At 43.6% G+C, this 20,676-nt stretch carries 17 protein-coding genes and 2 pseudogenes; 11 read left to right on the top strand and 8 right to left on the bottom strand.

Going from position 1 to position 20,676, the window contains the following annotated elements; genetic code table 11:
* Positions 1 to 10: 10 nt before the first annotated feature.
* On the bottom strand, positions 11 to 865 hold the full coding sequence (locus QFZ81_RS16685) for an NAD-dependent epimerase/dehydratase family protein (protein ID WP_307603635.1): 855 nt from the start codon (positions 863 to 865) through the stop codon (positions 11 to 13).
* 117 nt (positions 866 to 982) lie between these two features.
* Between QFZ81_RS16685 and QFZ81_RS16680 the strand changes: the two genes are divergently transcribed.
* Positions 983 to 1,819 carry a helix-turn-helix transcriptional regulator gene (locus QFZ81_RS16680; RefSeq protein WP_307442539.1) on the top strand — a complete coding sequence of 279 codons (837 nt, stop codon included), beginning with the start codon at positions 983 to 985 and terminating at the stop codon, positions 1,817 to 1,819.
* Positions 1,756 to 2,036 (top strand): annotated as a pseudogene (locus tag QFZ81_RS16675) (HAD hydrolase family protein); the annotation flags it as partial. The gene QFZ81_RS16680 and the pseudogene QFZ81_RS16675, both read left to right, overlap by 64 nt.
* Before the next feature lie 66 nt (positions 2,037 to 2,102).
* Here the strand turns inward: QFZ81_RS16675 and QFZ81_RS16670 are convergent.
* Positions 2,103 to 2,945 carry a TrmB family transcriptional regulator gene (locus tag QFZ81_RS16670; RefSeq protein WP_307603633.1) on the bottom strand — a complete coding sequence of 281 codons (843 nt, stop codon included), beginning with the start codon at positions 2,943 to 2,945 and terminating at the stop codon, positions 2,103 to 2,105.
* A gap of 169 nt (positions 2,946 to 3,114) precedes the next feature.
* Between QFZ81_RS16670 and QFZ81_RS16665 the strand changes: the two genes are divergently transcribed.
* Positions 3,115 to 4,026 (top strand): DMT family transporter, encoded by a 912-nt coding sequence (locus QFZ81_RS16665; RefSeq protein ID WP_307603631.1) that lies wholly within the window; start codon positions 3,115 to 3,117, stop codon positions 4,024 to 4,026.
* Between the two features lie 174 nt (positions 4,027 to 4,200).
* On the opposite strand, the gene QFZ81_RS16660 is transcribed toward QFZ81_RS16665, so the two are convergent.
* Positions 4,201 to 4,929: a GDSL-type esterase/lipase family protein gene (locus QFZ81_RS16660; protein WP_307442544.1), complete on the bottom strand. Its 729-nt coding sequence runs from the start codon at positions 4,927 to 4,929 to the stop codon at positions 4,201 to 4,203.
* A 302-nt stretch (positions 4,930 to 5,231) separates the two neighbouring features.
* Between QFZ81_RS16660 and QFZ81_RS16655 the strand changes: the two genes are divergently transcribed.
* Positions 5,232 to 5,558 (top strand): pentapeptide repeat-containing protein, encoded by a 327-nt coding sequence (locus QFZ81_RS16655; RefSeq protein ID WP_307603629.1) that lies wholly within the window; start codon positions 5,232 to 5,234, stop codon positions 5,556 to 5,558.
* Between the two features lie 231 nt (positions 5,559 to 5,789).
* On the opposite strand, the gene QFZ81_RS16650 is transcribed toward QFZ81_RS16655, so the two are convergent.
* The gene (locus tag QFZ81_RS16650; protein WP_307603627.1) at positions 5,790 to 6,596 is read right to left on the bottom strand and encodes a hypothetical protein; all 807 of its coding nucleotides are present in this window, start codon (positions 6,594 to 6,596) and stop codon (positions 5,790 to 5,792) included.
* A gap of 210 nt (positions 6,597 to 6,806) precedes the next feature.
* On the opposite strand from QFZ81_RS16650, the gene QFZ81_RS16645 reads away from it, so the two are divergent.
* Complete coding sequence (locus QFZ81_RS16645) at positions 6,807 to 7,076, top strand: hypothetical protein (RefSeq protein WP_307603625.1); 270 nt, start codon at positions 6,807 to 6,809, stop codon at positions 7,074 to 7,076.
* An 80-nt stretch (positions 7,077 to 7,156) separates the two neighbouring features.
* A complete protein-coding gene (locus QFZ81_RS16640) occupies positions 7,157 to 7,336 on the top strand; it encodes a hypothetical protein (protein WP_307442552.1) in 180 nt (59 codons plus the stop codon).
* Positions 7,337 to 7,374: 38 nt separating this feature from the next.
* Here QFZ81_RS16640 and QFZ81_RS16635 read toward each other — a convergent pair whose 3' ends face one another.
* On the bottom strand, positions 7,375 to 8,799 hold the full coding sequence (locus tag QFZ81_RS16635; protein ID WP_307603623.1) for an aminotransferase-like domain-containing protein: 1,425 nt from the start codon (positions 8,797 to 8,799) through the stop codon (positions 7,375 to 7,377).
* A gap of 116 nt (positions 8,800 to 8,915) precedes the next feature.
* Here QFZ81_RS16635 and QFZ81_RS16630 point away from each other — a divergent pair, with 116 nt between their 5' ends.
* Positions 8,916 to 9,854, top strand: coding sequence for a DMT family transporter (locus tag QFZ81_RS16630; RefSeq protein ID WP_307442557.1), 939 nt, complete (start codon positions 8,916 to 8,918; stop codon positions 9,852 to 9,854).
* 583 nt (positions 9,855 to 10,437) lie between these two features.
* Here the strand turns inward: QFZ81_RS16630 and QFZ81_RS16625 are convergent.
* Complete coding sequence (locus QFZ81_RS16625; protein ID WP_307603621.1) at positions 10,438 to 11,634, bottom strand: MFS transporter; 1,197 nt, start codon at positions 11,632 to 11,634, stop codon at positions 10,438 to 10,440.
* Positions 11,631 to 12,080 carry a MarR family winged helix-turn-helix transcriptional regulator gene (locus tag QFZ81_RS16620; protein ID WP_307442561.1) on the bottom strand — a complete coding sequence of 150 codons (450 nt, stop codon included), beginning with the start codon at positions 12,078 to 12,080 and terminating at the stop codon, positions 11,631 to 11,633. Before QFZ81_RS16620 ends, QFZ81_RS16625 begins: the two co-directional genes overlap by 4 nt.
* 724 nt (positions 12,081 to 12,804) lie before the next feature.
* On the opposite strand from QFZ81_RS16620, the gene metG reads away from it, so the two are divergent.
* The 4 genes and pseudogenes from metG (at position 12,805) to metE (ending at position 18,113) form a co-directional block, all read left to right on the top strand.
* On the top strand, positions 12,805 to 14,430 hold the full coding sequence (metG, locus tag QFZ81_RS16615) for a methionine--tRNA ligase (protein WP_307603619.1): 1,626 nt from the start codon (positions 12,805 to 12,807) through the stop codon (positions 14,428 to 14,430).
* A 57-nt stretch (positions 14,431 to 14,487) separates the two neighbouring features.
* A pseudogene (locus tag QFZ81_RS16610) lies at positions 14,488 to 14,607 on the top strand (GrpB family protein); the annotation flags it as partial.
* 190 nt (positions 14,608 to 14,797) lie between these two features.
* Complete coding sequence (locus QFZ81_RS16605) at positions 14,798 to 15,700, top strand: LysR family transcriptional regulator (RefSeq protein ID WP_307442565.1); 903 nt, start codon at positions 14,798 to 14,800, stop codon at positions 15,698 to 15,700.
* 109 nt (positions 15,701 to 15,809) lie between these two features.
* Positions 15,810 to 18,113: a 5-methyltetrahydropteroyltriglutamate--homocysteine S-methyltransferase gene (metE, locus tag QFZ81_RS16600; RefSeq protein ID WP_307603616.1), complete on the top strand. Its 2,304-nt coding sequence runs from the start codon at positions 15,810 to 15,812 to the stop codon at positions 18,111 to 18,113.
* A gap of 108 nt (positions 18,114 to 18,221) precedes the next feature.
* Here the strand turns inward: metE and QFZ81_RS16595 are convergent, their stop codons facing one another.
* A complete protein-coding gene (locus QFZ81_RS16595) occupies positions 18,222 to 20,273 on the bottom strand; it encodes a GxGYxYP domain-containing protein (protein ID WP_373463685.1) in 2,052 nt (683 codons plus the stop codon).
* Positions 20,274 to 20,676 lie beyond the last annotated feature (403 nt).

The raw sequence follows: 20,676 nt of genomic DNA, 5'->3' as shown, positions 1-20,676 counted from the left end.
TTTCATGAGATTACAATGCTCCTGCATCTCTAGCTGAATAAAACGAAGGGAAGATTGGTCGATAGTTTAATTCTTCTCTGATGCGTGTTGTATCTACGATCATATCCCATGGATTGAACTCTTGCTGCATGGCTTCTGTTAATTGGTTGTCAGTAAAACCATGGAGTCGAAATAGTTCTTCAACCGTTATAGGGGAATCATCAGCAACGTTATAAATGTTGCCATCTATTCCATGCATGCAGGCAGCAAGCAACAAAGCTTGACTTACATCCGCATGGTGTACCATATGAAGCCGTTTAGCGAGGTTCCATTTGCTCATTATTGGCAGAAATTCTGTGACATGGGGATCATGTTCACCATAGACAAAACCAAACCGCAGAATACGAAGCCCCAATCCCTTCTCACGATGAAGACGGAGCAAGGCTTCTTCTGCTGCGACTTTGGTTTGAGGATAAGGGAATCCAGGTCGTAATTCGTCCTCTTCGCGGCTCGGTCTGTTAGGAGCTCCAGCTCCAGAACCATATACTAAATTGGTGCTCGCAAACACAAATCTTGGAACTTCTGCATCTAAGGCAGCACTTGCTAAAGCAATGCTGGCATCGATGTTTGACAGTTTCGCCGTAGCTTCATCTACACCGCGAAACTGAGCGGCCAGGTGCACCACGACGTCAGTGCCTTGTAAAGAACTTGCTAGACTTTCCGTCTGCAAAAGATCACCTTCGATAACCTCAACACCCAGCTGTTGAAACGTACTCGCCTTTGAAGCATCTCGGATCATTGCTTTAACGTTATGCCCGTGCTGCAGCAAACGTGGTACAAAGCGGCTTCCTATTTTTCCTGTTGCCCCAGTTAAAAAAACATTCATTTTCGATTACCTCCTCGGTTTTGTCAATGCTATACTAACAGTATTACAGAAACTGGAATCAGCAGCCTTCCTGTGTTAAACGTAGGATTGGCAGTGTCAGGATAAGGGGAGCAGCCTATGAAAGAGTTTTCTTCCAGCTTATCGCTGGGTGAATTTTTGCGGGCACGCAGAGAGCGTCTTACTCCAGAGGAAGTTGGGTTGCCGTCTTATGGTCGGCGTCGAACGCCAGGGCTTCGGCGAGAAGAGGTGGCCCAACTTGCCCATATTGGTATTTCATGGTATACCTCATTGGAACAGGGGAGAGATGTAAATCCTTCAGAGGAAGTATTAGATAGTTTGGCGGAAGCGTTACGGTTATCCGTTGATGAGTGCCGCCATCTCCATATGCTTGCAATGCCAGCGAAACTGGAGGTAGAAGAGGAACAAGAAGTGAGTACTGGGTTGGAGCAAACGGTGAGGGCTCTTGAACCTAATCCAGCTTTCATTTTGGGAAGAGGTTGGGATTTATTGATGTGGAATCGAGCGGCAGAACTTGTATTTCGACTACCGACATTCTCAAAGGAATTACAGCAGCGCCCTAATTGGTTGAGACGTTTTCTGACGGATTCGACTCTACAAACGAATAATTTGGATTGGGAAGCTAAAGCAAAGGTCATGATTGCGCGGTTTCGTGCGGATTACCCACTTTTCTCGAACGACGAAAAGCTTAAGGGGTTAATTGAGGAGTTTATGGAGGTAAGTGGATTATTTCGTTCTTTTTGGCCAAAACATGATGTTCAGACCGTCGCTGACTGCCACAAACGATGGAACGATCCCTTTATTGGGGAGATGGAATTTGAACATGTGACCTTACAGCCACCGACCAATCCAGAACTTAAGATTATGATTTACACGGCATCTCCATCTACGGCAGAGCGTTTGAAAACATTACTAAAAACTTGGAGCGGGTTATGAAAGCATTAAAAGAGACATTGAATATTACAAAATATCCCCAGAAAATGAGTACCCTTACAGAAGAGCTGGGATTAAGAAGGTATTGGACTATTTAAACATTAACAAGTCGGAAGCAATCGCGTTTGGTGAAGGTGGTAACGATATCGACATGTTGGAGTATGTTGGATTGGGAATTGCAATGGAAAATGGTGAGGAAAAGTTAAAGAAGAAAGCTGATATAAGAAGCCGTATCAACCATTGAGGTAAGATACGGCGTTTCTTCAAAATTTCCTTTGCTTTTAAGTTAATTTCCAAAGCCTAGCTTCTTCGCCATGCTGTAGCCAGCAGGCCCGAAGTTATACCTTTTTCGCAGTTCGATCAGATTGGGTCCGAATGTCTGTTCTAGCGTTTCACGGTGCGCTTGCATAATCTCATGGATGTATAGGTCATGGATGATGACCTCGGTGATCGGCATGACGAGACCGGGGTGCATGGTCCAAGCGGCGCGGCTGTCCGTTCCAAGAGAAACTATACCGGCTACCACTTCGCTGTCGTCTATGCTCGCCACAATCCAACGGCCGCCGTATTCCCGTGTAATCTCTTCACTCGAATCGTGCGGGTACACTTGCGCAAAATCGAACTGTAGTTCTCCATATACGACGATCAGAATCTCGACGCCTCGTTCCGCAGCCCTCCGCAGTTCCGGTTCCAGTAGCTTGGCTTCTTCTGTCCAGATTTCTAGCAAAATACGCCCAGCTGCCCGATTAACCGCTTCCGCCGCCCGGCTCAAAATGGCTTCAAACCCGGTGATGTTCCAAATGTTTTCCCGATTTAAGGATACATAAGAGTAGTGGGCAAGCGCAGTTTCAGCAGCTTCGAATGAGGAGTCGATTTTGCTTTTTTTCAGCCGGATCAGCTCTTGAGGCGGCAGTGACGTATACAACGAAGGATCTTCGTGACTGACCATAACTTCGCCGCGCTCCACCATTCCGCTTAACACTTCATAAATTTTAGAACGCGGAACACCCGAGTTCAAAGAAATCGCATACCCTGATAAAGGAGATTTATCCAGAAGGGCTAGGTACGCTTTGGCTTCATATTCGGTAAAATTCAAATCCTGCAACATCTTAATGATTTCTAATTTCATTTTTTAACCTCCTACCCTCCGCGTCGTACATAAGTCCTATTCTTTCACTTATCTGATCTACTCCATTATTACACTTGACAGACGATAGTGCCAATGCTGTATCATGAATAGTAGTAGCTACAAAAGTAGCTACTACATTCAATTCCTTAGAATTACTTGGAGGTACAGCATGGATACATCAAATGAAATCCAAAAGGTGCTAATAGCAAAGGCCCAAAAAAGCAGCAGCTTTTACCTATTCGCTGTCATTATTGCCATTTTGCTATGGAGCACCTCGTTTGTTGGGACTAAGATTGCATACAATTCCTTTCCACCTCTCACATTGGGGGCGGCACGCTTTGTAATTGCTTCCTTCATTTTAGGAGTGATTATGCTGTCTAGAAAAGAATTTATAAGGCCTGCACCGAAGGATATGGGTTTGATGGCGCTGAGCGGAATATTGGGAACGACTCTTTACTTTGCGCTGGAGAATATCGGGCTTGAACTGACAACGGCATCGAGTGCCGCACTGATCGTCGCTTCTTACCCGGCCATAACAGCGCTGCTTGAGTTCATTTTTTTTCGAGTAAAAATTTCCTGGCTGAAGGGGCTTGGGATTGTGATGGCAGTAGTCGGAGTGTATCAGATTTCGGGCGGCAGTTCGGAGGAGAGTTCAGGACAGCTGACGGGTAACCTAATTCTAATCCTGGCGGGCGTTGTCTTTGCAACTTATAACTTTACAACTCGCAAAGTTGTCAGAAACTACTCAATGGTAACCGTTTCGTTTTACCAGACGATTGCAGGGACGCTTGCATTCATTCCGCTTGCACTGATTGAGCGGTCAAGATGGCAGATGCCTAGTGTAGATTCTCTCTGGATGCTGCTCTATCTTGGGGTTTTCTGCTCAGTAGCAGCCTTTATGCTTTATAATTATGGGCTGCGCAACCTCAGTTCCGGTGTTGCAATGGCGCTGATGAATCTCGTTCCTCTTTTTGGCGTGTTATTCTCAACCGTATTCCTACATGAAGTCTTGCATATATATGATTTGATCGGTGGAATGATTATAATTGTTGGGGTTATTCTGAGTGTAAGGGAAAAGTGAGCTAGTTATCGCAGTATTGATTTATATATTCCTTTAATTAGTGAACCTCAGAACGTTATTCCGCTAACGGGACACGAGAGCTTAATATAAATTAAGCTGGTACATTTCATGAGCAGATTTGCATGCATGAACATCTACCAGCTTTTTATAACATTTATTCATCCATTTTGCTTGTTAGTTGACTTCTTGGATGGCATTAGCAGCTAAGTCCGCGAGCAGTTGTTGTCCTTCCAAATTAGGATGAACATCTTCAGGAAGAATAAGGAGATTTTGCTTCCCGATAAACGCTGTGAACGCATCAGCAATTTTGATGCTTGGATCTGCCTTAAAAGAACTGATCGCTACGTTTGCTCCATATAGCAAAGCACCGGCTTGTGCATCCATTCCATAAAAAGGATTATAAATTGTATATAATATAATCGGTGCATCTGTCAAAGTGCGAATATCAAAAACAATTTGCTGTAGATTTGTAACAAGATTTATCGTGATATTTTGCATTAATGATACATCCTCGAGTGTAGGTTGATAATTCGGAATCGTTAGCAGTTTGGCAATAATCGGACTTGCACCCTTTAAAAAGTCGGCACTGCCGATATTAAGTGTGATCACATCAGCATGACGAACTGCTTGACGATACTTTTCAGTCTTAAGAAGAGTTAGGAGGTTAGATGACGTATCTCCCGGAACTCCAAGATTTCGCACACGGTACTTTTCGCCTTCCACTGATAACTCCGGAAATGCTTCTTTCGACGGGTGATTGTTTTTTGTGTCTAAGTTATACCCAAAAGTGATGGAATCTCCGAGAGCAACAAGAGATTTTTGTTCCTGTGCAAACGCTGTCGGTACCATAATCGCAAAACATAATGCAAAAGATAACGCCAATTTTACTGTAGATTTAAACATAGTTTCCTCCTTAGTGGTTTGTATGATACATAATGTATCAATTATAAACTAAAAGTCCTGAAATGTCTGTCATATTTCGCCGTCTTGCCCGGAAAACGGTACTAAAGTACGTAGGGTTTTCGTATCCGACCATTTCGGAGATGAAACAATAGTCCAATAACAATAGGAGAGGCTACGGGAAAGCATAATAAAATTAAATAGATAATATTTTTACATAAAAAGGTAGTTTGTATTTTTTAACGAATAGTATATCTTAGTTGAATAAAACGCTTTAAATAATCCAGTAAGAAAGGACGTTTGCAGTGCCACTTACAGAAAAGAAAGTATTGGATTCAAACAATGGGTTGGAATTTCAAGATTTAAGAAACGAAGAAATACATAGGGTCTGTTTCAAAGAGGCTTCTTTTAATAATATTGATATGAGAGATACTTCATTTGCTAATACGAATTTTGTGAATTCTAAGTGGGAACATATCTATTTCTCGGATGTAACTGTTAATATGATTCAGATGGGAGGAACTATATTTGAAAATATTGTTCGACCTAAAGCGGGAAAAAGTCAGTTGCTTGAAGAGCCTGGAACAGGAAATTGGGTAAATGTCGAACCAGTAATGTTTAAAAAATGTTGATTCTCCCTGCATTTTTAGGCATCATAACCTCATTTTTGAGAAATCGAATCTTAATGTACATTGTATTTGCTTGGTCGTTGCCTTACGGTCTTTATTTATCTGTCGCGTCAATACCAAGTATTTGGAACTTTTTTAGTGTAGTCCTTTTTTTATACCTCGTTTCCGCCTTAAGAATGAGCAAGAGCTAACTTATGGTTAAAGGGCTTTATTGAAATTTTAAATTGGGTCATCTTATTTGATTAAGGTTAGCATCTGATAGACTTGGCGTTGATCTCCTTTCAGACGAACATAGCGGCACTGCAACTGGGAGGAACCATCTCCGTCCAAATAGATGCCGTCTACCAGCCTTCGATCGCTAAAGCTATCGAGAATGGCTGCTCGGAACTCTTCAATGGTACAGTACGAAGGTGTTACAATCATATAAATGTTCTCTTGACTATCATAAACAACTGCCGTACGCATATGACCTTCGTTATAGGCTGGCATTTGCTCCAAAATCATATCACTCTCCGAGCCAAAGCTATCGTTAAGCTTCATGCTGACACCCCCCTGTGCCCAATAACGCTGCTTATCTGTTACGGTCAGTTCACCGGCATGCGTGACTACTTGAATCGAGAAGCGTTTAGTGACGTCATCCCAAACAAGCGTTCCACGCTTTAAGTTAGTGTCAATGCCAGTGTTGTACCAGCCAGATCCGTAATCGCCAGGCATTCCTTTCAAAGGTTGGTCATTGATAACTGCGATACTTAGCAGAGCTCCTTCCCAGAAAAAGCCTCCATTAATACCGTAATAGGGAGTTTTCGTTACATTCATATCGATCGCCTGCAGTCGAACATTATCCGGAGTAGTCCGAATTGTATGCAAAACGACGCCATTGGAAGCCTTATGTTTTTCATAATGGTAATTACGGGGATTCGCAATATCCCTTTGATTATATCCAATTAACGAGACAAGCAATGCGGTGGTAATAAAAATAAGAATTACATGAAATCGATTGAATCTAGAAGGCAAGAATTTCGTTAATATTGAATAGTTCACAAGTACACTCCTTGTCGGATAAAATAGACCGTATCGGTCCCACCCTTTATAAGAAGGGGAATTGACTAGATATTGAGTATGTGGGATATATTTTATAACACAATGTGCTGTGGAGGTAATGCGTAATGAAAGGTTAGGATAAGCTATTCTCTAAATCCCTCCAATTTCCTTTTTTTTCCTTTTGATTGATGTAACTTAAAACATTTTTATATGTCCATACGCTTCCTGCCGGGATGTGTCGGCGTCCCGGAAGGTCAGCCTGTCGTGGATTTGGCCAAACAGATTGTTGAGCTCTCTGGTCTTGTCTTTCGTGGTTTGATAACATTTGCGGGTCACTCTTATGATACCAAGGATGTGTTTGAAATGGAGAAGTTTGCCATTGCCGAAGGGAATGCAGCGCGTACAACCGCTCAATTGCTTAGAAACAGCGGCTTACGTGCAGATGTGATAAGCACCGGTACCTATCTCCCGCTTCTCTGACAATGAACGGGATCACAGAAATTCGTCCAGGTACCTATATATTTGGTGATTTAATGCAAGTGAGCTTGGGGGCACATGCTTTGGAAGATTGCGCATTAACCGTGAAAACAACAATCGTCAGCAGACCCTCTGCGGATCGAGCGGTTATTGATGCAGGCACTAAGGTATTTAACGGTGTTGATCCAAGCATTCCGGCATCCATCCTGAAAACGCATGGGGACTGGCATACCAACGACGATGAATCCCACCCAATAGCTTAGTCTTGGGGGTGGGATTTTTTGTTTAGTCATTTTTGGGATCAAAATCGACGAGCAATATCTGCGAGCAGCCTGACTCCATCCCGCAATTGCCCCTCATTGACGAACGAATAGCTTAAGCGGATCCAGGACCGCATCTCTCTGAGCGGATCACAGATGATACCCGGAACAAAAGAGACCGAATGCCGGACGCTTTCTTTCAAAAGCTCTTCTACAGGAAGTGCTTCGGGAAGCTTCAGCCATAAATTGAAGCCTCCTTTTGGACTGACCCAACTCCATCCGGTAGTGGACAATTCCTCCTCTACAATTTCTTTTCGTATTTGAAGGGCGATGCGCAGCTTCTCCAAATGTTGCCTAATCCGTTCAGACTCGAAGTAGTGTAGAAAAATTTTCTGGTTGACTAGAGGAGTTCCGTTATCAGCCAACGATTTTGCGGTAATGAGTGGTTTTATCACGGACGGCCGACCGATGACGGCGCAAATGCGTAGTCCAGGTGCCACATATTTACTAAAACTGCGGAGATAGACAACCCACCCATCTGTATCGTAAGAAAAAAAGGGCTGAGGAGGAGGCTGATCAAAATACATCTCGTGAATGGCATCATCTTCTATTAGTAAACAGCAATATCGTTCAGCCAGTTCGACAAGCTGCTTGCGTTGGTCTGGGGGAACCGTATACCCTGTCGGATTATGAAAGGTAGGATTCATATAAAAAATACGGGGTCGGTGCAGTTTCATTAGCATTTCGACTCTCTCCAAATCATAGCCTTCGGGGGAAATGTCGACAGGAATAAACCGTGCACCCTGTTGGCGGAATATATCGAGCGCGGCACTATATGTCGGTCTTTCTACCAAGATGAAATCCATCGGTCTGATGTATACCCGAGAAATTAGGTCAATCGCCTGTTGCCCCCCAGTCGTAATCAATAGATCGCTTACTGTGAGTTGAATACTATGATGGCGCTTCATGTACTGGCAAAGGAATTCACGCAGTTCTTCATCCCCTTGTACACTGGAGTAGGTTCCCATTAATTTCGGATAGATGTCGAAAACTTTCTTAACATATTCGGATAGGTAAAGATTCGGCAGCAAATTCGGATCGATCAGTGATTGGGAAAATTGATAACTAACGGGTACCTGTTGAATTTCAGATAAGGAGTTTTTCAAGTGGCCGGAAGAGGCGATGGGGCTTCTCTCCGTATACTCGGAAATAACATGTTCCGTGAATTCTGGACTTACATAATAACCCGATTTCTCCTTTACGTAGACCTTATCGTCTTGTTTAAGCAACTGATACGCTCGAAACACCGTTAGTCGGTGCACCCGGAGCTCTTGGGCAAGCAGTCTAATCGAAGGGAGCTTGTCATGTGCTTTTAACTCTCCACGCTCGATTCTGGTGACGATATAATCGTATGTTTGTCTAAAAAGTAGTTTGGTATCATTCGTCGATGTGTCCGTATTCTTCATACCTTGTTCACTCCCTAATTCACTTATTATATATCATGCCCAAGTAATCTGTTCTGTTATATTTCATCTGTTCTATTACCTATCTTGTATAATACATATCAAGAGGGGGAACATCCATGATTATTTTCAATTACTTGCTCGTATGTCTCATTTTTGGCACGACGTTTTTAGCGATAAAGGTAGGTGTCGACGCTTCAACGCCGCCTTTCTTCTCAGCGGGAATAAGGTTCTTTGTTGCAGGTCTGATACTGTTCTTTTGGATGGTATGGAAGAAAAAGGCCAACTTATCGCTATTAATTCACAAAGAAATGCTGCTCACGGGAATAGGCCTGACTTTCGGTACATTCTCGACATTGTACTGGGCCGAGCAATATGTTTCCTCCGGTTTCGCTGCCGTTTTATCAGCTACGGCTCCAATGATGATGCTTGTGCTGCAAACACTTGTCCTGCGGCAGAAGACAACGTCACGATCTGCATTCGGTTGCATCCTCGGTTTCGTTGGAATCGTATTGTTATTGCTTCCACACCTTACAATAACTGCTAATATAAGGTGGATAATCGGATGTGTCGCTATTTTGGTCGGACAGATCTTCTATTCCTCGGGTGCGTTATATTCCAAACGGGTCATTCAGCGATTCCCACAAGCATCGCCCATTGCGCTTAACGCGGCTCAGATGATTTATGGAGGTCTGCTGCTTCTTATTCTGTCTTTATTCACGGAAAACGTGGACATCAATAGCTTGTTGTCAGCAAGGGCGATCGGATCTCTTCTATACTTAATCGTTATTGGCTCGATGGTAGGGCATAGTCTTTTCTATTGGCTCGTCGCCAAAACGAATCCCGTCTTTCCGACTACATGGCTCTATGTTTCGCCGACGATTGCCCTCACATTCGGAGTGCTCTTATATGGCGAGACGATCACTTGGGTTTCGGCAATAGGGGTGATAACGATTATCACTGGAACGGTTTTTGCTAATTTGGACAGCTTGAAACAATTGATCCATAAGAGGAGAACAGACTCAATACCCGTTAGACAGGCTAAAGTATTAGACTAAAGAGACCGTGGATTCATTCATCCAATCTTGCTCTACATGGAGATGTCTTAAATCGGGATCAATCGTCATATATGCTCAATTGAGGTTACTGGATGAATGAATCCATATTCGCGGTTGAATGATGTTGTAAAAAGTGCAACAATTGCTGCCTAAACATTGGTAACTACTATAACTCATCTACCCTCACGAAAGCTAAATGACTCTAAAATCTACTTTTGGAGTTATGCCTACCAGTTGTGAGAAGGCATAATGAATCAATCTTCAGTATCCTGAATATAAAGTTAACATATGGGAAGAAGCATGAAGAAAATGATGAGGTAATTGGATATATAAATTTACAAATTGATCGGAGAAATAGATCGTAAGGATAGGAAAGGGCAAAGTTCTTGTCTTCTTACACAAATAGAAAAAAACCACCATTTTGGGTGGTTAACGAGTTAAGGTTCATACATATATTCTTCTTCATTTAGGATGCTATATGCAGGATTTCCTGAAGCCTCTGAATAACTAAGCATCCGACTCTCGTTGAAAGCCGGGTGCATTTTTTTATCCATCAAAGGAACCAGATATTTTGCGTAGATTATTATTTAATTGTGGTTGGGCTTGGTTTGAGGGAAGAAGTTGTTTTTCGATGATAAAGTCCGTAATACAGAATGGCAGAGCATGCGACAACCATCCCAGCAATGAAGTACATCGTATGGTAATTCGTTCTTGAAGCAACTGCACCAAGCACATAGGAGCCAATACCGTATCCGGAGTCGAAAAGTAAGAAATAAGTGCCTGTCGCAAGCCCTCTGCGGTGAGACGGCGCGGCTTGAATAGCGATCGTCTGAAAGCTGGGAAGCATCGCCCCGAATCCAAGGCCCAGCATACCTCCTGCGACTAAAAATAGGATAGGAGAAGACGCCATACTTAGGGTTATCATTCCTAATGTGAAAAGGAAGACCCCGGGATACACTAATAAATGAGGACCTGAACGATCAAACCATTTACCTGTAAAAGGTCTGGATATAACAATCATCAAAGCGAACACCATGAAGAAGTAACTCGCATATGTATCCAACCCGATGGATTTGGCGTACACGGAAAGAAACGTAGTAATAGCTCCATAAGAAAAAGCCAAAACACTGCCTGCCAGAGAAATGGGCAAAGCCCGCGGCTCAATGAACTTTCTCCAACCAGACTCTGTTTGCACGGCCACTCTCGAGATAGCTTGAGGAATACGAATGGTCACCCCAAACAAGAAAGCGAGAAGCGCGAACACAATGCACACACCAAATAGAAGACTATTATTGTGAGCTTGCATAATGGTGAGCCCCAGAAAGGGACCAACAACCATAGCCAAGCTCATGAAAAGGCTGAAATACCCAATTCCCTCACCTTTGCGCCGCTCAGGAACAAGCTCGATGGCAACTGCACCTGCAGCCGTTGTTGCCATCCCGAAACCTATGCCATGAACAAACCTTAACCCTAACAAAAAAGTATATTGATGAACGAGTGGATACAACGCCGTACAAATCATAAAAAGCGCCAGCGAGAAAAGAACGATCTTTTTCCGGTTCCATTCATCCATCCACTTACCAGTTAAAGGCCGTAAAATGACGGTTGAAATAATAAAAACGGTCATGACCAGACCAATTTGCTGTTGTCCGCCGTGCAGCGTATCAGTGACGAAGATTGGCAGCGTGACGGCGAGGATATAAAAGGTCATAAATAAAAAAAAGCTGCTGACACAGACAGCAACAAAATCACGATTCCACAATTTTTGATCCTTATTCACTGTGACTCCTCCAATTCCTTGATGCATGCATTGGCTTGGTTGGTCAATTGGATGAGCATTCCCCGCAAAATCGATGTTTGTTCCTCCGTGAAACCGCTAAGAACCGAGGCGATTACTTTCTGCTCAATTGGCGTCAGGATATCATTCAAAGCTTTGCCTTGCTCTGTGATAAAAGTAAGAAACGATCTTCGATCCGTCTCATTGGCCCGTCGTTCCACAAATCCTTTGCGCTCCAATTGATCGAGGATTCGCGTGATATTCGTCTGATCCTTTTCAGCTCGGACCGCCAGCAACTTCTGCGTAATGCCATCTTCATCAGCTAAACGATTGAGTACAACCCATTGCTCTGTTGTCATATCATAGGGCTGAAAATGGCTGTTCAATAACTGTGTCAAACGTCTACCGGCATGGTTCAAAATAAATCCAAATGAGTTATCTAATCCCAAAATCATTCACCCCACGTAGTTAGTTGCTATAGCAATTATATTCCTAGCAAATAAATTCGTCAACCAAATGCGTTCCTAGATGTATAACTTTTTCGAAATCGGACATATTACTTTACGACGGTGATTCAGCGAGGTGTTGTGTCGCATATCATGCAGCGAACTACCAGGGAAGTTGTTATTGAATCTATATAGAAGCGAGGAGATGTGCCGCAGATTCATTAATGTAGTCGTGTACTACAGGAATGTGATGAGGTAGAGACCCAGCTAAGTAAGGTTCAAGGCAAAAGTACCATCAATCCTATCACCGTCGAAAAGGACCCTGAAAGGGGTCTTTTTTCTTTGAAAAAATTAAATTGATTTTTGGGATTATATAATTATAATGGATATAAAAGGAATACTAATAAAGCAACGACGAGAAAGAGTAGTTGGATCCCGTTCTTTGGGCAGAGAACTCCGGTAGCTGAGAAGGAGTAAAGAAACGTCTGACGAATATGGTCTCAGAGCTGTGCATCGAACCCTCCTGAGAGGAAGTAGGCCGCACCGGGCGCACCCGTTAACGTGCCAGGGTATAATCATCTCATTTGGTGACGTACCTGTAGAGGCCGGTAACCGTGAGGGATCGGTAAATTTAGGTGGAAACACGTGAGCGATAGCTTTCGTCCTTTTATAGGACGGGGCTTTTTTTGTTTTCAAAATTTATTCGTTTAACAGGGAGGAATTGGAAATGAGTATTTTTATTGGAGGAGCTTGGCCATATGCAAATGGATCACTTCATTTAGGGCGGGTAGCGAGCTTACTTCCTGGTGACGTAATCGCCCGTTATTTTCGGGAAAAGGGAGAAGAGGTACTTTATGTATCAGGAAGTGATTGTCATGGTACGCCTATTTCGATTCAAGCTAACAATGAAGGTGTTTCCCCTAAAGTAATTGCCGATCGGTACCATAATGAATTTTTGGATTGTTTCCGTAAAATTGGATTTTCCTATGATCTATATACTCGGACGGATCACCCATTCCACCACGAAGTCGTACAAGAGCTTTTTGTTCAATTGCTGGATAATGGTGTCCTGTATAAAAAAGCAGTTGAACAAACCTATTGTGACGGCTGCGAACGCTTTTTGCCTGATCGCTATGTGGAGGGGAACTGTCCTCACTGTGGAAGTGCAGCACGTGGTGATCAATGCGACTCCTGTTCGACTATATTGGATCCTCTGGACCTTCATAATCGTTCATGTAAGTTATGCAGCGGGACTCCATCCTCAAGGTTTTCAGAACATTACTTCTTGGCACTATCGAAATTTCAGAATGAGCTAGAAGCTTTTGTTGATCAGGCGGACGGTTGGAGGGAGAACGCCATTGGGCTAACCAAGCGCTATTTAGCAGAAGGGCTGCAGGATCGAGCTGCTACCCGGGATTTAGATTGGGGCGTAGATGTTCCTTTAGAAGGTTTTGAAGGGAAAAAAATTTACGTCTGGGTGGAGGCTGTTAGTGGGTACCTTTCTGCTAGTAAGCAGTGGGCAAATCAGTGTGGTGAATCATGGGAAAAGTTTTGGACGAAAGAGGGTGTCAAAGCCTACTATATCCATGGTAAGGATAATATCCCTTTTCATACGTTAATATGGCCTGCTATTTTGCTTGGTATAAGGAATCTACACCTGCCAGATCAAATCGTTTCTAGCGAGTTCCTTACTTTAGAAGGCAAGAAATTTTCAACAAGTCGAAATTGGGCAGTATGGGTGCCCTATATTTTAGAGCAGTATGAAGCGGATTCTGTGCGTTATTTTTTAATCGCAAATGGACCTGAAAATCGTGATACGGATTTCTCCTGGAGAGAGTTTATATACAGCCATAATGGGGAGTTACTTGGAGCGTTTGGGAATTTTGTGAATCGAAGTTTGGTATTTATAGAAAAATTTTATGAAGGGAAAATCCCTAATGGTGCGATAGATTTAAAAATTAAACGACAAATTGAAGACCTGTATCACCTTTGTGGAAACCTTATTGAACAAGGTATGCTGAAAGAAGCGTTGGAGATCGTATTTGCTTTCATTAGAAGCTGTAATAAATATTTTGATGAACAAAAAGCGTGGATACAGATAAAAGAAAATGTGGACTCTTGTAGCAATACTCTATTTACTTGTGTTCAAGTCATTGCGAATTTATCGATGCTGTTGGAACCTTTTGTACCTTTTTCCTGTAAGAAGATACGAGGTTTTCTAGGCTTGTTAGAGCCTTTCTGGGACTATGTTGAGAGCCCGGCCGGCAGAGAACTTTCACAAGTTGAAGTATTGTTCCAAAGGATTGACGTCAGTCGGATTGAAGAGGAGGTCCTGCGATTAAAAAGCCATTGAAAATGAAAGAAGGAGGATTTCTATGGGCGCCAGTGTAGTTGTTTTGGTGATTTAGGAGCTGCAGGGCGAGAGGCTTTTATTCCTCCCGATGACATAACTTTGCATCACCTTTACGTATGTACGGTTGAAAACGCCGAATATAGGCGTCATATCCTTTTTCGAGATTATTTGAAATAAGGGTCAAAAAAAGCGTACAATCCTGATGGAGTGTGCGCTTTTTTGCATGCAATGAAGGCGGGAATTACCTATGTAAGGTATTAGGGATCGATTAATAAATGTCGCCGAACAAAAAAAGAAAGAAAGTTTATTGTCAAATATATTGATATACTTAAGACTAGTAAGGAACAACTTAGAGGGGAGTATTTCATTGACTCTACAACAATTAAAGTACGTTATTGAGGTTGCAAATCGGGGTTCTATTAATGAAGCTGCCAAGCGGTTGTTTATTTCTCAGCCTAGTCTTTCAAATGCTATTAAGGATCTGGAAGAAGAAATGCAGCTTGCGATTTTTGAAAGATCTAATAAAGGGATCTCACTTTCTAAAGAGGGTATTGAATTCTTAAGCTATGCGCGACAGGTAGTTGAGCAGGCGGAATTATTAGAAAGCCGTTACCTCAATGCTAAGCCTTCTCCGCAGCATTTTTCTGTTTCCACTCAGCATTACGCTTTCGCGGTGAATGCATTCGTGAGTCTGGTCCGGGAGTATGGCCAAGATGAATATGAGCTAGCTTTGAGAGAGACCAAAACCTACGAAATTATTGAAGATGTCAAAAATTTACGCAGCGAGATCGGCATCTTATATTTAAATGAGTTTAATGGGAAAGTCATCAACAAGTTGCTCAAAACCGGGAATTTGCAATTCAACAGCTTATTAACAGCTAAGCCGCATATTTTCATCAGTAGTAAGAACCCGCTGGCAAAGCAATCGATCGTAACTATCGACCAGCTTCAGAATTACCCATATCTGTCCTTTGATCAAGGGGAGTATAATTCCTTTCATTTTTCAGAAGAGATTCTCAGTACGATGTCACATAAAAAAAGCATTCGTGTTAATGATAGGGCGACGCTTTTCAATTTACTGATCGGATTGAACGGATATACCATATCGACAGGGGTGTTAAGCGCCGATTTGAATGGAAATGAAATTATTCCCGTACCATTGGATTGTGAGGAAACTATCAATGTCGGTTGGATTTCCCATAAAAATGCTTCACTATCCAAGCTAGGAGCGGCATATATACAAGCACTTATGCAGGCGATATCCCAATAATATTTTGCTATAGCCATTAGCTATGACTAGATATAGTTTATTCCAGTTACACTATATCGACCAATCCGTGATATCTTTCTTGTAACAATTTGTAGAGGAGTTTTACAAGATGATGAAAAGCAGTGTATTGGGATATCCGCGTATTGGTGCGGATCGGGAATGGAAGAAAGCGCTGGAGGCTTTTTGGTCAGGCAAGCTCGAAGAATCAGAGTTTCACCGTCAGTTGCAGGAGATCCGTTTGAATCATTTGCGTAAGCAGCAGGAGAAGGGCATCGACTTCATCGCGGTCAATGATTTCAGTTATTACGATCATATTCTTGATACTTCCACAATGTTCGGCATTATTCCGAAACGCTTTCCGTATAAGGGCGGCACGGTACCATTATCTGTTTATTACGGTATTGCCCGTGGGACGAAGGATGCAACGGCTAGCGAAATGACCAAGTGGTTTAATACCAACTATCATTATATAGTACCGGAATTGGGTGAGGCATCGCCGGTGCTTACCGAAAATAGACCGCTTATGGCTTATCGGGAGGCTAAGGAGAAGCTCGGTATCGAGGGCAAGCCTGTTATCGTAGGACCACTGACATTCTTGAAGCTGTCAAAAGGATACAGTGTTTCGGAGACCGACGACTGGCTGGGACGTTTGCTTCCGCTCTATGTACAGATACTTCAGGAGCTTGTGAGAGAAGGGGTTCAATGGGTACAGATAGACGAACCGATTCTCGTAACGAAGTTAAGCGCAGCTGACGTGCAGCGATTAAAGACAATTTATGAGACGTTTACCGCATCAGTACCGAACCTGAACATCATGCTGCAAACCTACTTTGAATCGGTAGAGAACTACAATTATATTGTCGAGCTGCCCGTCAAAGGAATAGGGTTGGATTTCGTGCACGGTTTATCTGGCAATATGTCGTCGATTAAAGCGCTAGGCTTTCCGGCGGACAAGGTTTTAGGCGCAGGGGTTATTGACGGTCGTGGCATCTGGAAGGCGCCACTGCGCGAGAAACTGGCACTCGTAGAAGAACTCGCTGAAATCGTCACGGCTGAGCGACTCATCGTGCAGACGTCATGCAGTTTACTTCATGTTCCGGTATCGGTAAATCATGAGACGAAGCTCGTAACTGAACTAAAAGGTGCTCTCGCATTTGCAGATGAGAAGCTGGATGAGCTTGTACTACTGGCGAAAGCTGTCTCGCGAGGCGGGGGCGGAGTCACAGGCGAACTGGAAGAACGTGATCGTGCTTTACTGGCACTCAAGCTGTCAGATGAGCGTAACCGAAGCGACATTCAGCATGCGGTCGCCGCCATCAGCGCTCAACATCCTGAGCGCAGTCGACCTTTTTCAGAGCGTCATATTGCTCAGCAGAAGAAATGGCAATTGCCTATTTTACCGACAACGCCAATTGGCAGCTTTCCACAATCCCCAGAGGTGCGCAAAGCCCGCCAACAGTGGCGCAAGGGTGAATGGAATAATGAGCAGTATGCAAACTTCATCCGAGAACAGATCGATATCTGGATCAAACTTCAGGAGGAAATCGGACTGGATGTTCTCGTGCATGGCGAATTTGAGCGAACCGATATGGTCGAGTTCTTTGGTGAGAAACTCGCGGGCTTCGCGTTCACTCAGAACGGATGGGTGCAGTCGTACGGTTCTCGCTGCGTTAAACCGCCAATTATATTTGGGGACGTAGCGTTCAAAGAGGCGATGACCGTCGAAGAAACAAAGTATGCTCAGACGCGGACCAAACGCCCCGTTAAAGGGATGCTGACTGGCCCGATTACGATAATGAATTGGTCCTTCGTTCGTGAGGACATCACACGCGAACAAATTGCTTACCAACTGGCCTATGCGCTTAGACAAGAGGTGGAAGCGCTTGAGCAGGCGGGCATTGGCATGATACAGGTCGACGAGCCTGCGGTTCGCGAAGGGCTGCCGCTCAAGGGGGATGACCAAGCGAAGTACCTGTCGTGGGCGGTCAGAGCGTTCCGCATGACAACTTGCACGGTACAGGATACGACGCAAATTCACACGCATATGTGCTATTGCGAGTTCCATGACATGATCTATTCGATCGAAGCGATGGATGCCGATGTAATTTCGATCGAGACATCCCGCAGTCATGGTGAACTGATCAATAGCTTCGAATTGAACACATACAAACTGGGCATAGGTTTAGGCGTATACGATATCCACAGCCCGCGTATTCCGTGCGTGGAGGAAATGACCAGTATGATCGAACGTGCCTTGCGTGTGCTGGATCCGAAGCTATTCTGGATCAATCCGGATTGCGGACTTAAAACTCGTGGAGTCGAAGAAACTGTCGATTCCCTGCGCAACATGGTTGAAGCTACGCACATCGCCCGTGCGAAGCATGTCCAAGAACCTATAACCAATAATCGCTAACTAAATATTCGTGTAAGGACTAAGATTTGGACTTTGGAAATCTTTAGAAAAAAAGAATCGGACAGCGCAGTTTTAAACTGCTCGCTATCCGATTCTTTTTAAATGAGTTTACTCTTTTTTGGACAATCCATAAGCTTCACGAATAAGTGTGAAATACTGTTCGGCGTTTACGATTTTATATTCCTCTCCGAGTGATTCGGAGATGGCCAAAATATCGTGGGGTCTCATCCCCCACGCGTTAACCCCGACGGAAAGGAACAACGGCGATTTACCGTCCCAGCTTTTCTTGGCCTCGGCTAGCATATTAACTCCATCCTGAACCGTTCCAATTCCTCGCATCATCGATACCGGAAGCGTGCCGTTCATGATTTCGATGCCGAATTGATCGCTTACAAGCAGGATGCCGGGAACTTTATAATTTTGCTCGTATGCGGCCGCTTCGGATGCGCTTATTGGAATGTCTTTGGTGACATCCCGGTTTATCACCATCGGAATGGTCATACCGGTCTGTTTGAGATATCGGTAGGTATCCTTCAGGAAATCCGGGAGCGTCTCTTCCGGCCATGGATGTGGATTGAAATAACCAGCACCGGACGGTCCGGCGACCAACAGGTCATTCTCTGTCGCCGTTTTCCGGTAATAATTAAGAACCATTGGAGCGGCATCGTAGAGTAATGGACTGGAAGTCCAGTTAATGGGTACTTTGCCGCGTGCAGGATCTTCCCATAGTATCTCGCGCATATGATTCAAATCGTATTGCAAATTGTCTCCTTCACCGAAAGTGAACGTCACATAGATTTTGTTTTCCAGCTTGAGCGGGTTGGGCTTGATCTTAGGGGCCGCTTCCACCTTCGTTCCCGAGAAGACGGTCATGTTATGGAACCAATCAGCAGCCAATACAAAGACGCTATACCTCGAGAGTAGGTCAACGGAGGCGGCTTCGCCTTCGAAGTCATTGCTAAACCAGCCCAGATAAGGTGTCCCTGGCTCTACATCGGACAGAATCTTCTCTAAGAGTGCTCGCTGATCCGGTACATCCGTCGAAAGCCAGAAAACCATTGCTTTGTTAGCGACCGCATAGTCTCGTAAATATCCATAAGGCTCTTTCTGCTCTGAAGAGAGAGGGCGAATATTGCCGACCGAAACTTTGTATTGATTCCACATCTCCACAGAGATCGTCAACTGTTGCGTGCCTGTAGTAGGTTTAAATTCATACATGAAGTAACTTCCATTATCTGCGAAGCGGTGATCTGCACCCGGTAAATGCTTGGAATTTTGTCTGTCATATAAGTACAATTCTTCATCAGGTGTACCGGCATCAAATTGAGCGATTACCTTCCCGTCTGCCTTTACGGTGATGGCATGAACGGCCGGTCCCCATCCGTCCTGCGTGAAGGAGTCGTCGAAACGAACGTAAACCGCTTCTTTCCCTAAAAACGAAGAAAGGTCGTATTCATACGTTCCCCGGTTACTGGCATCACGTATTTGCCTTTTCTCTTCTGCAATCGTGACGAAGGATTCGGGTAGACCCGGTGGGAGAGAGATCGATGTGTCCGGACTTAGCCCAATCAACATCCGTTGGGTCGTCTGATTCCATAAGTGCTCGTACTGCCATGTGTATGCATCAATTTTATTTTTGAATTTGCCCCGGAAATCTTCGATCACTTTCAATTGGTAGGGAGCTGCGGTTAGCTTACCCGCCAATTCAGGGCTGACGACAACGGCATTCTTGAGTCCCGCCAACGTGGTCGCGACGTTTATGGAATCTGGATTTTTTGGATCGTAAATGATGATTCCTTTTACTTCATTTTTATACAAATCGAAGACATCCATGCTATTATCGTGGAGCTTATGCGGCATGGTCATTTCGTTATACCAGGGGTCAACCTTGTTCTGAATCAGATAAATACGCGGGTTCTCTCGATTCACAATGCCCTGAAGAGTAGCCATCAGCAGTTTGACGTCTCCAGGTGCATTAGAGACATTGACAACGTCCAAATACTTGGGTTGATTAAACGTTGGAAGCGCTTGATTTTTCGGCCATTTAATTCCATCGGGGGTCACACTTTCAGCCTGAGTCGCGGAAATGCTGAAAGGCAGCATTGTCACACATACTAATACCATGCATAAAATTCTTAATTTCCCAATCAATCTGCTCACCTCATTTAGGAATTAATTACAGCGAAGCTGTTGTTGTTTCGACTTGACCTCCTTCTTCGAAGAGTAGCGTGCTTTGTAATGTCATGACATGTTTGTATTAATATGTTTAACATGTTGTATATAATATTTCAAGTGATTCGATAAACAATCTTATAAGAAAGCAAAATATTACCTTATTCTACAAGTTCAAAACTACAGTTATTACATATTTTGCAGTTGAAGAGTCTGCTTAAGTATGTATAAAAATATATTTAAAATATTATATAATACATAATAATGTTCTTGTGTCTAAAAAAGAGAAAGCAACAGGAAGAATTATCGTTTCGGCCAGCTCCATAAGAAAGCTGGTTCAATAAATCTAAAAATTACCAATGGAAAATAAAGGATACTCTGTTGAGTTCCT

The sequence above is a fragment of the Paenibacillus sp. V4I9 genome, from assembly GCF_030817295.1.
Taxonomy (GTDB): Bacteria; Bacillota; Bacilli; order Paenibacillales; family NBRC-103111; genus Paenibacillus_E.
The sequence above is the reverse complement of the archived record's forward strand: the minus strand, read 5'-3'. Positions and strand labels throughout refer to the sequence as shown.

Excerpts from the sequence above, each read along its gene's own strand:
- QFZ81_RS16685 (WP_307603635.1), bottom strand. The coding sequence starts at position 865 with ATGAATGTTTTTTTAACTGGGGCAACAGGAAAAATAGGAAGCCGCTTT.
- QFZ81_RS16680 (WP_307442539.1), top strand. The coding sequence starts at position 983 with ATGAAAGAGTTTTCTTCCAGCTTATCGCTGGGTGAATTTTTGCGGGCA.
- QFZ81_RS16670 (WP_307603633.1), bottom strand. The coding sequence starts at position 2,945 with ATGAAATTAGAAATCATTAAGATGTTGCAGGATTTGAATTTTACCGAA.
- QFZ81_RS16665 (WP_307603631.1), top strand. The coding sequence starts at position 3,115 with ATGGATACATCAAATGAAATCCAAAAGGTGCTAATAGCAAAGGCCCAA.
- QFZ81_RS16660 (WP_307442544.1), bottom strand. The coding sequence starts at position 4,929 with ATGTTTAAATCTACAGTAAAATTGGCGTTATCTTTTGCATTATGTTTT.
- QFZ81_RS16645 (WP_307603625.1), top strand. The coding sequence starts at position 6,807 with ATGTCCATACGCTTCCTGCCGGGATGTGTCGGCGTCCCGGAAGGTCAG.
- QFZ81_RS16635 (WP_307603623.1), bottom strand. The coding sequence starts at position 8,799 with ATGAAGAATACGGACACATCGACGAATGATACCAAACTACTTTTTAGA.
- QFZ81_RS16630 (WP_307442557.1), top strand. The coding sequence starts at position 8,916 with ATGATTATTTTCAATTACTTGCTCGTATGTCTCATTTTTGGCACGACG.
- metG (WP_307603619.1), top strand. The coding sequence starts at position 12,805 with ATGAGTATTTTTATTGGAGGAGCTTGGCCATATGCAAATGGATCACTT.
- metE (WP_307603616.1), top strand. The coding sequence starts at position 15,810 with ATGATGAAAAGCAGTGTATTGGGATATCCGCGTATTGGTGCGGATCGG.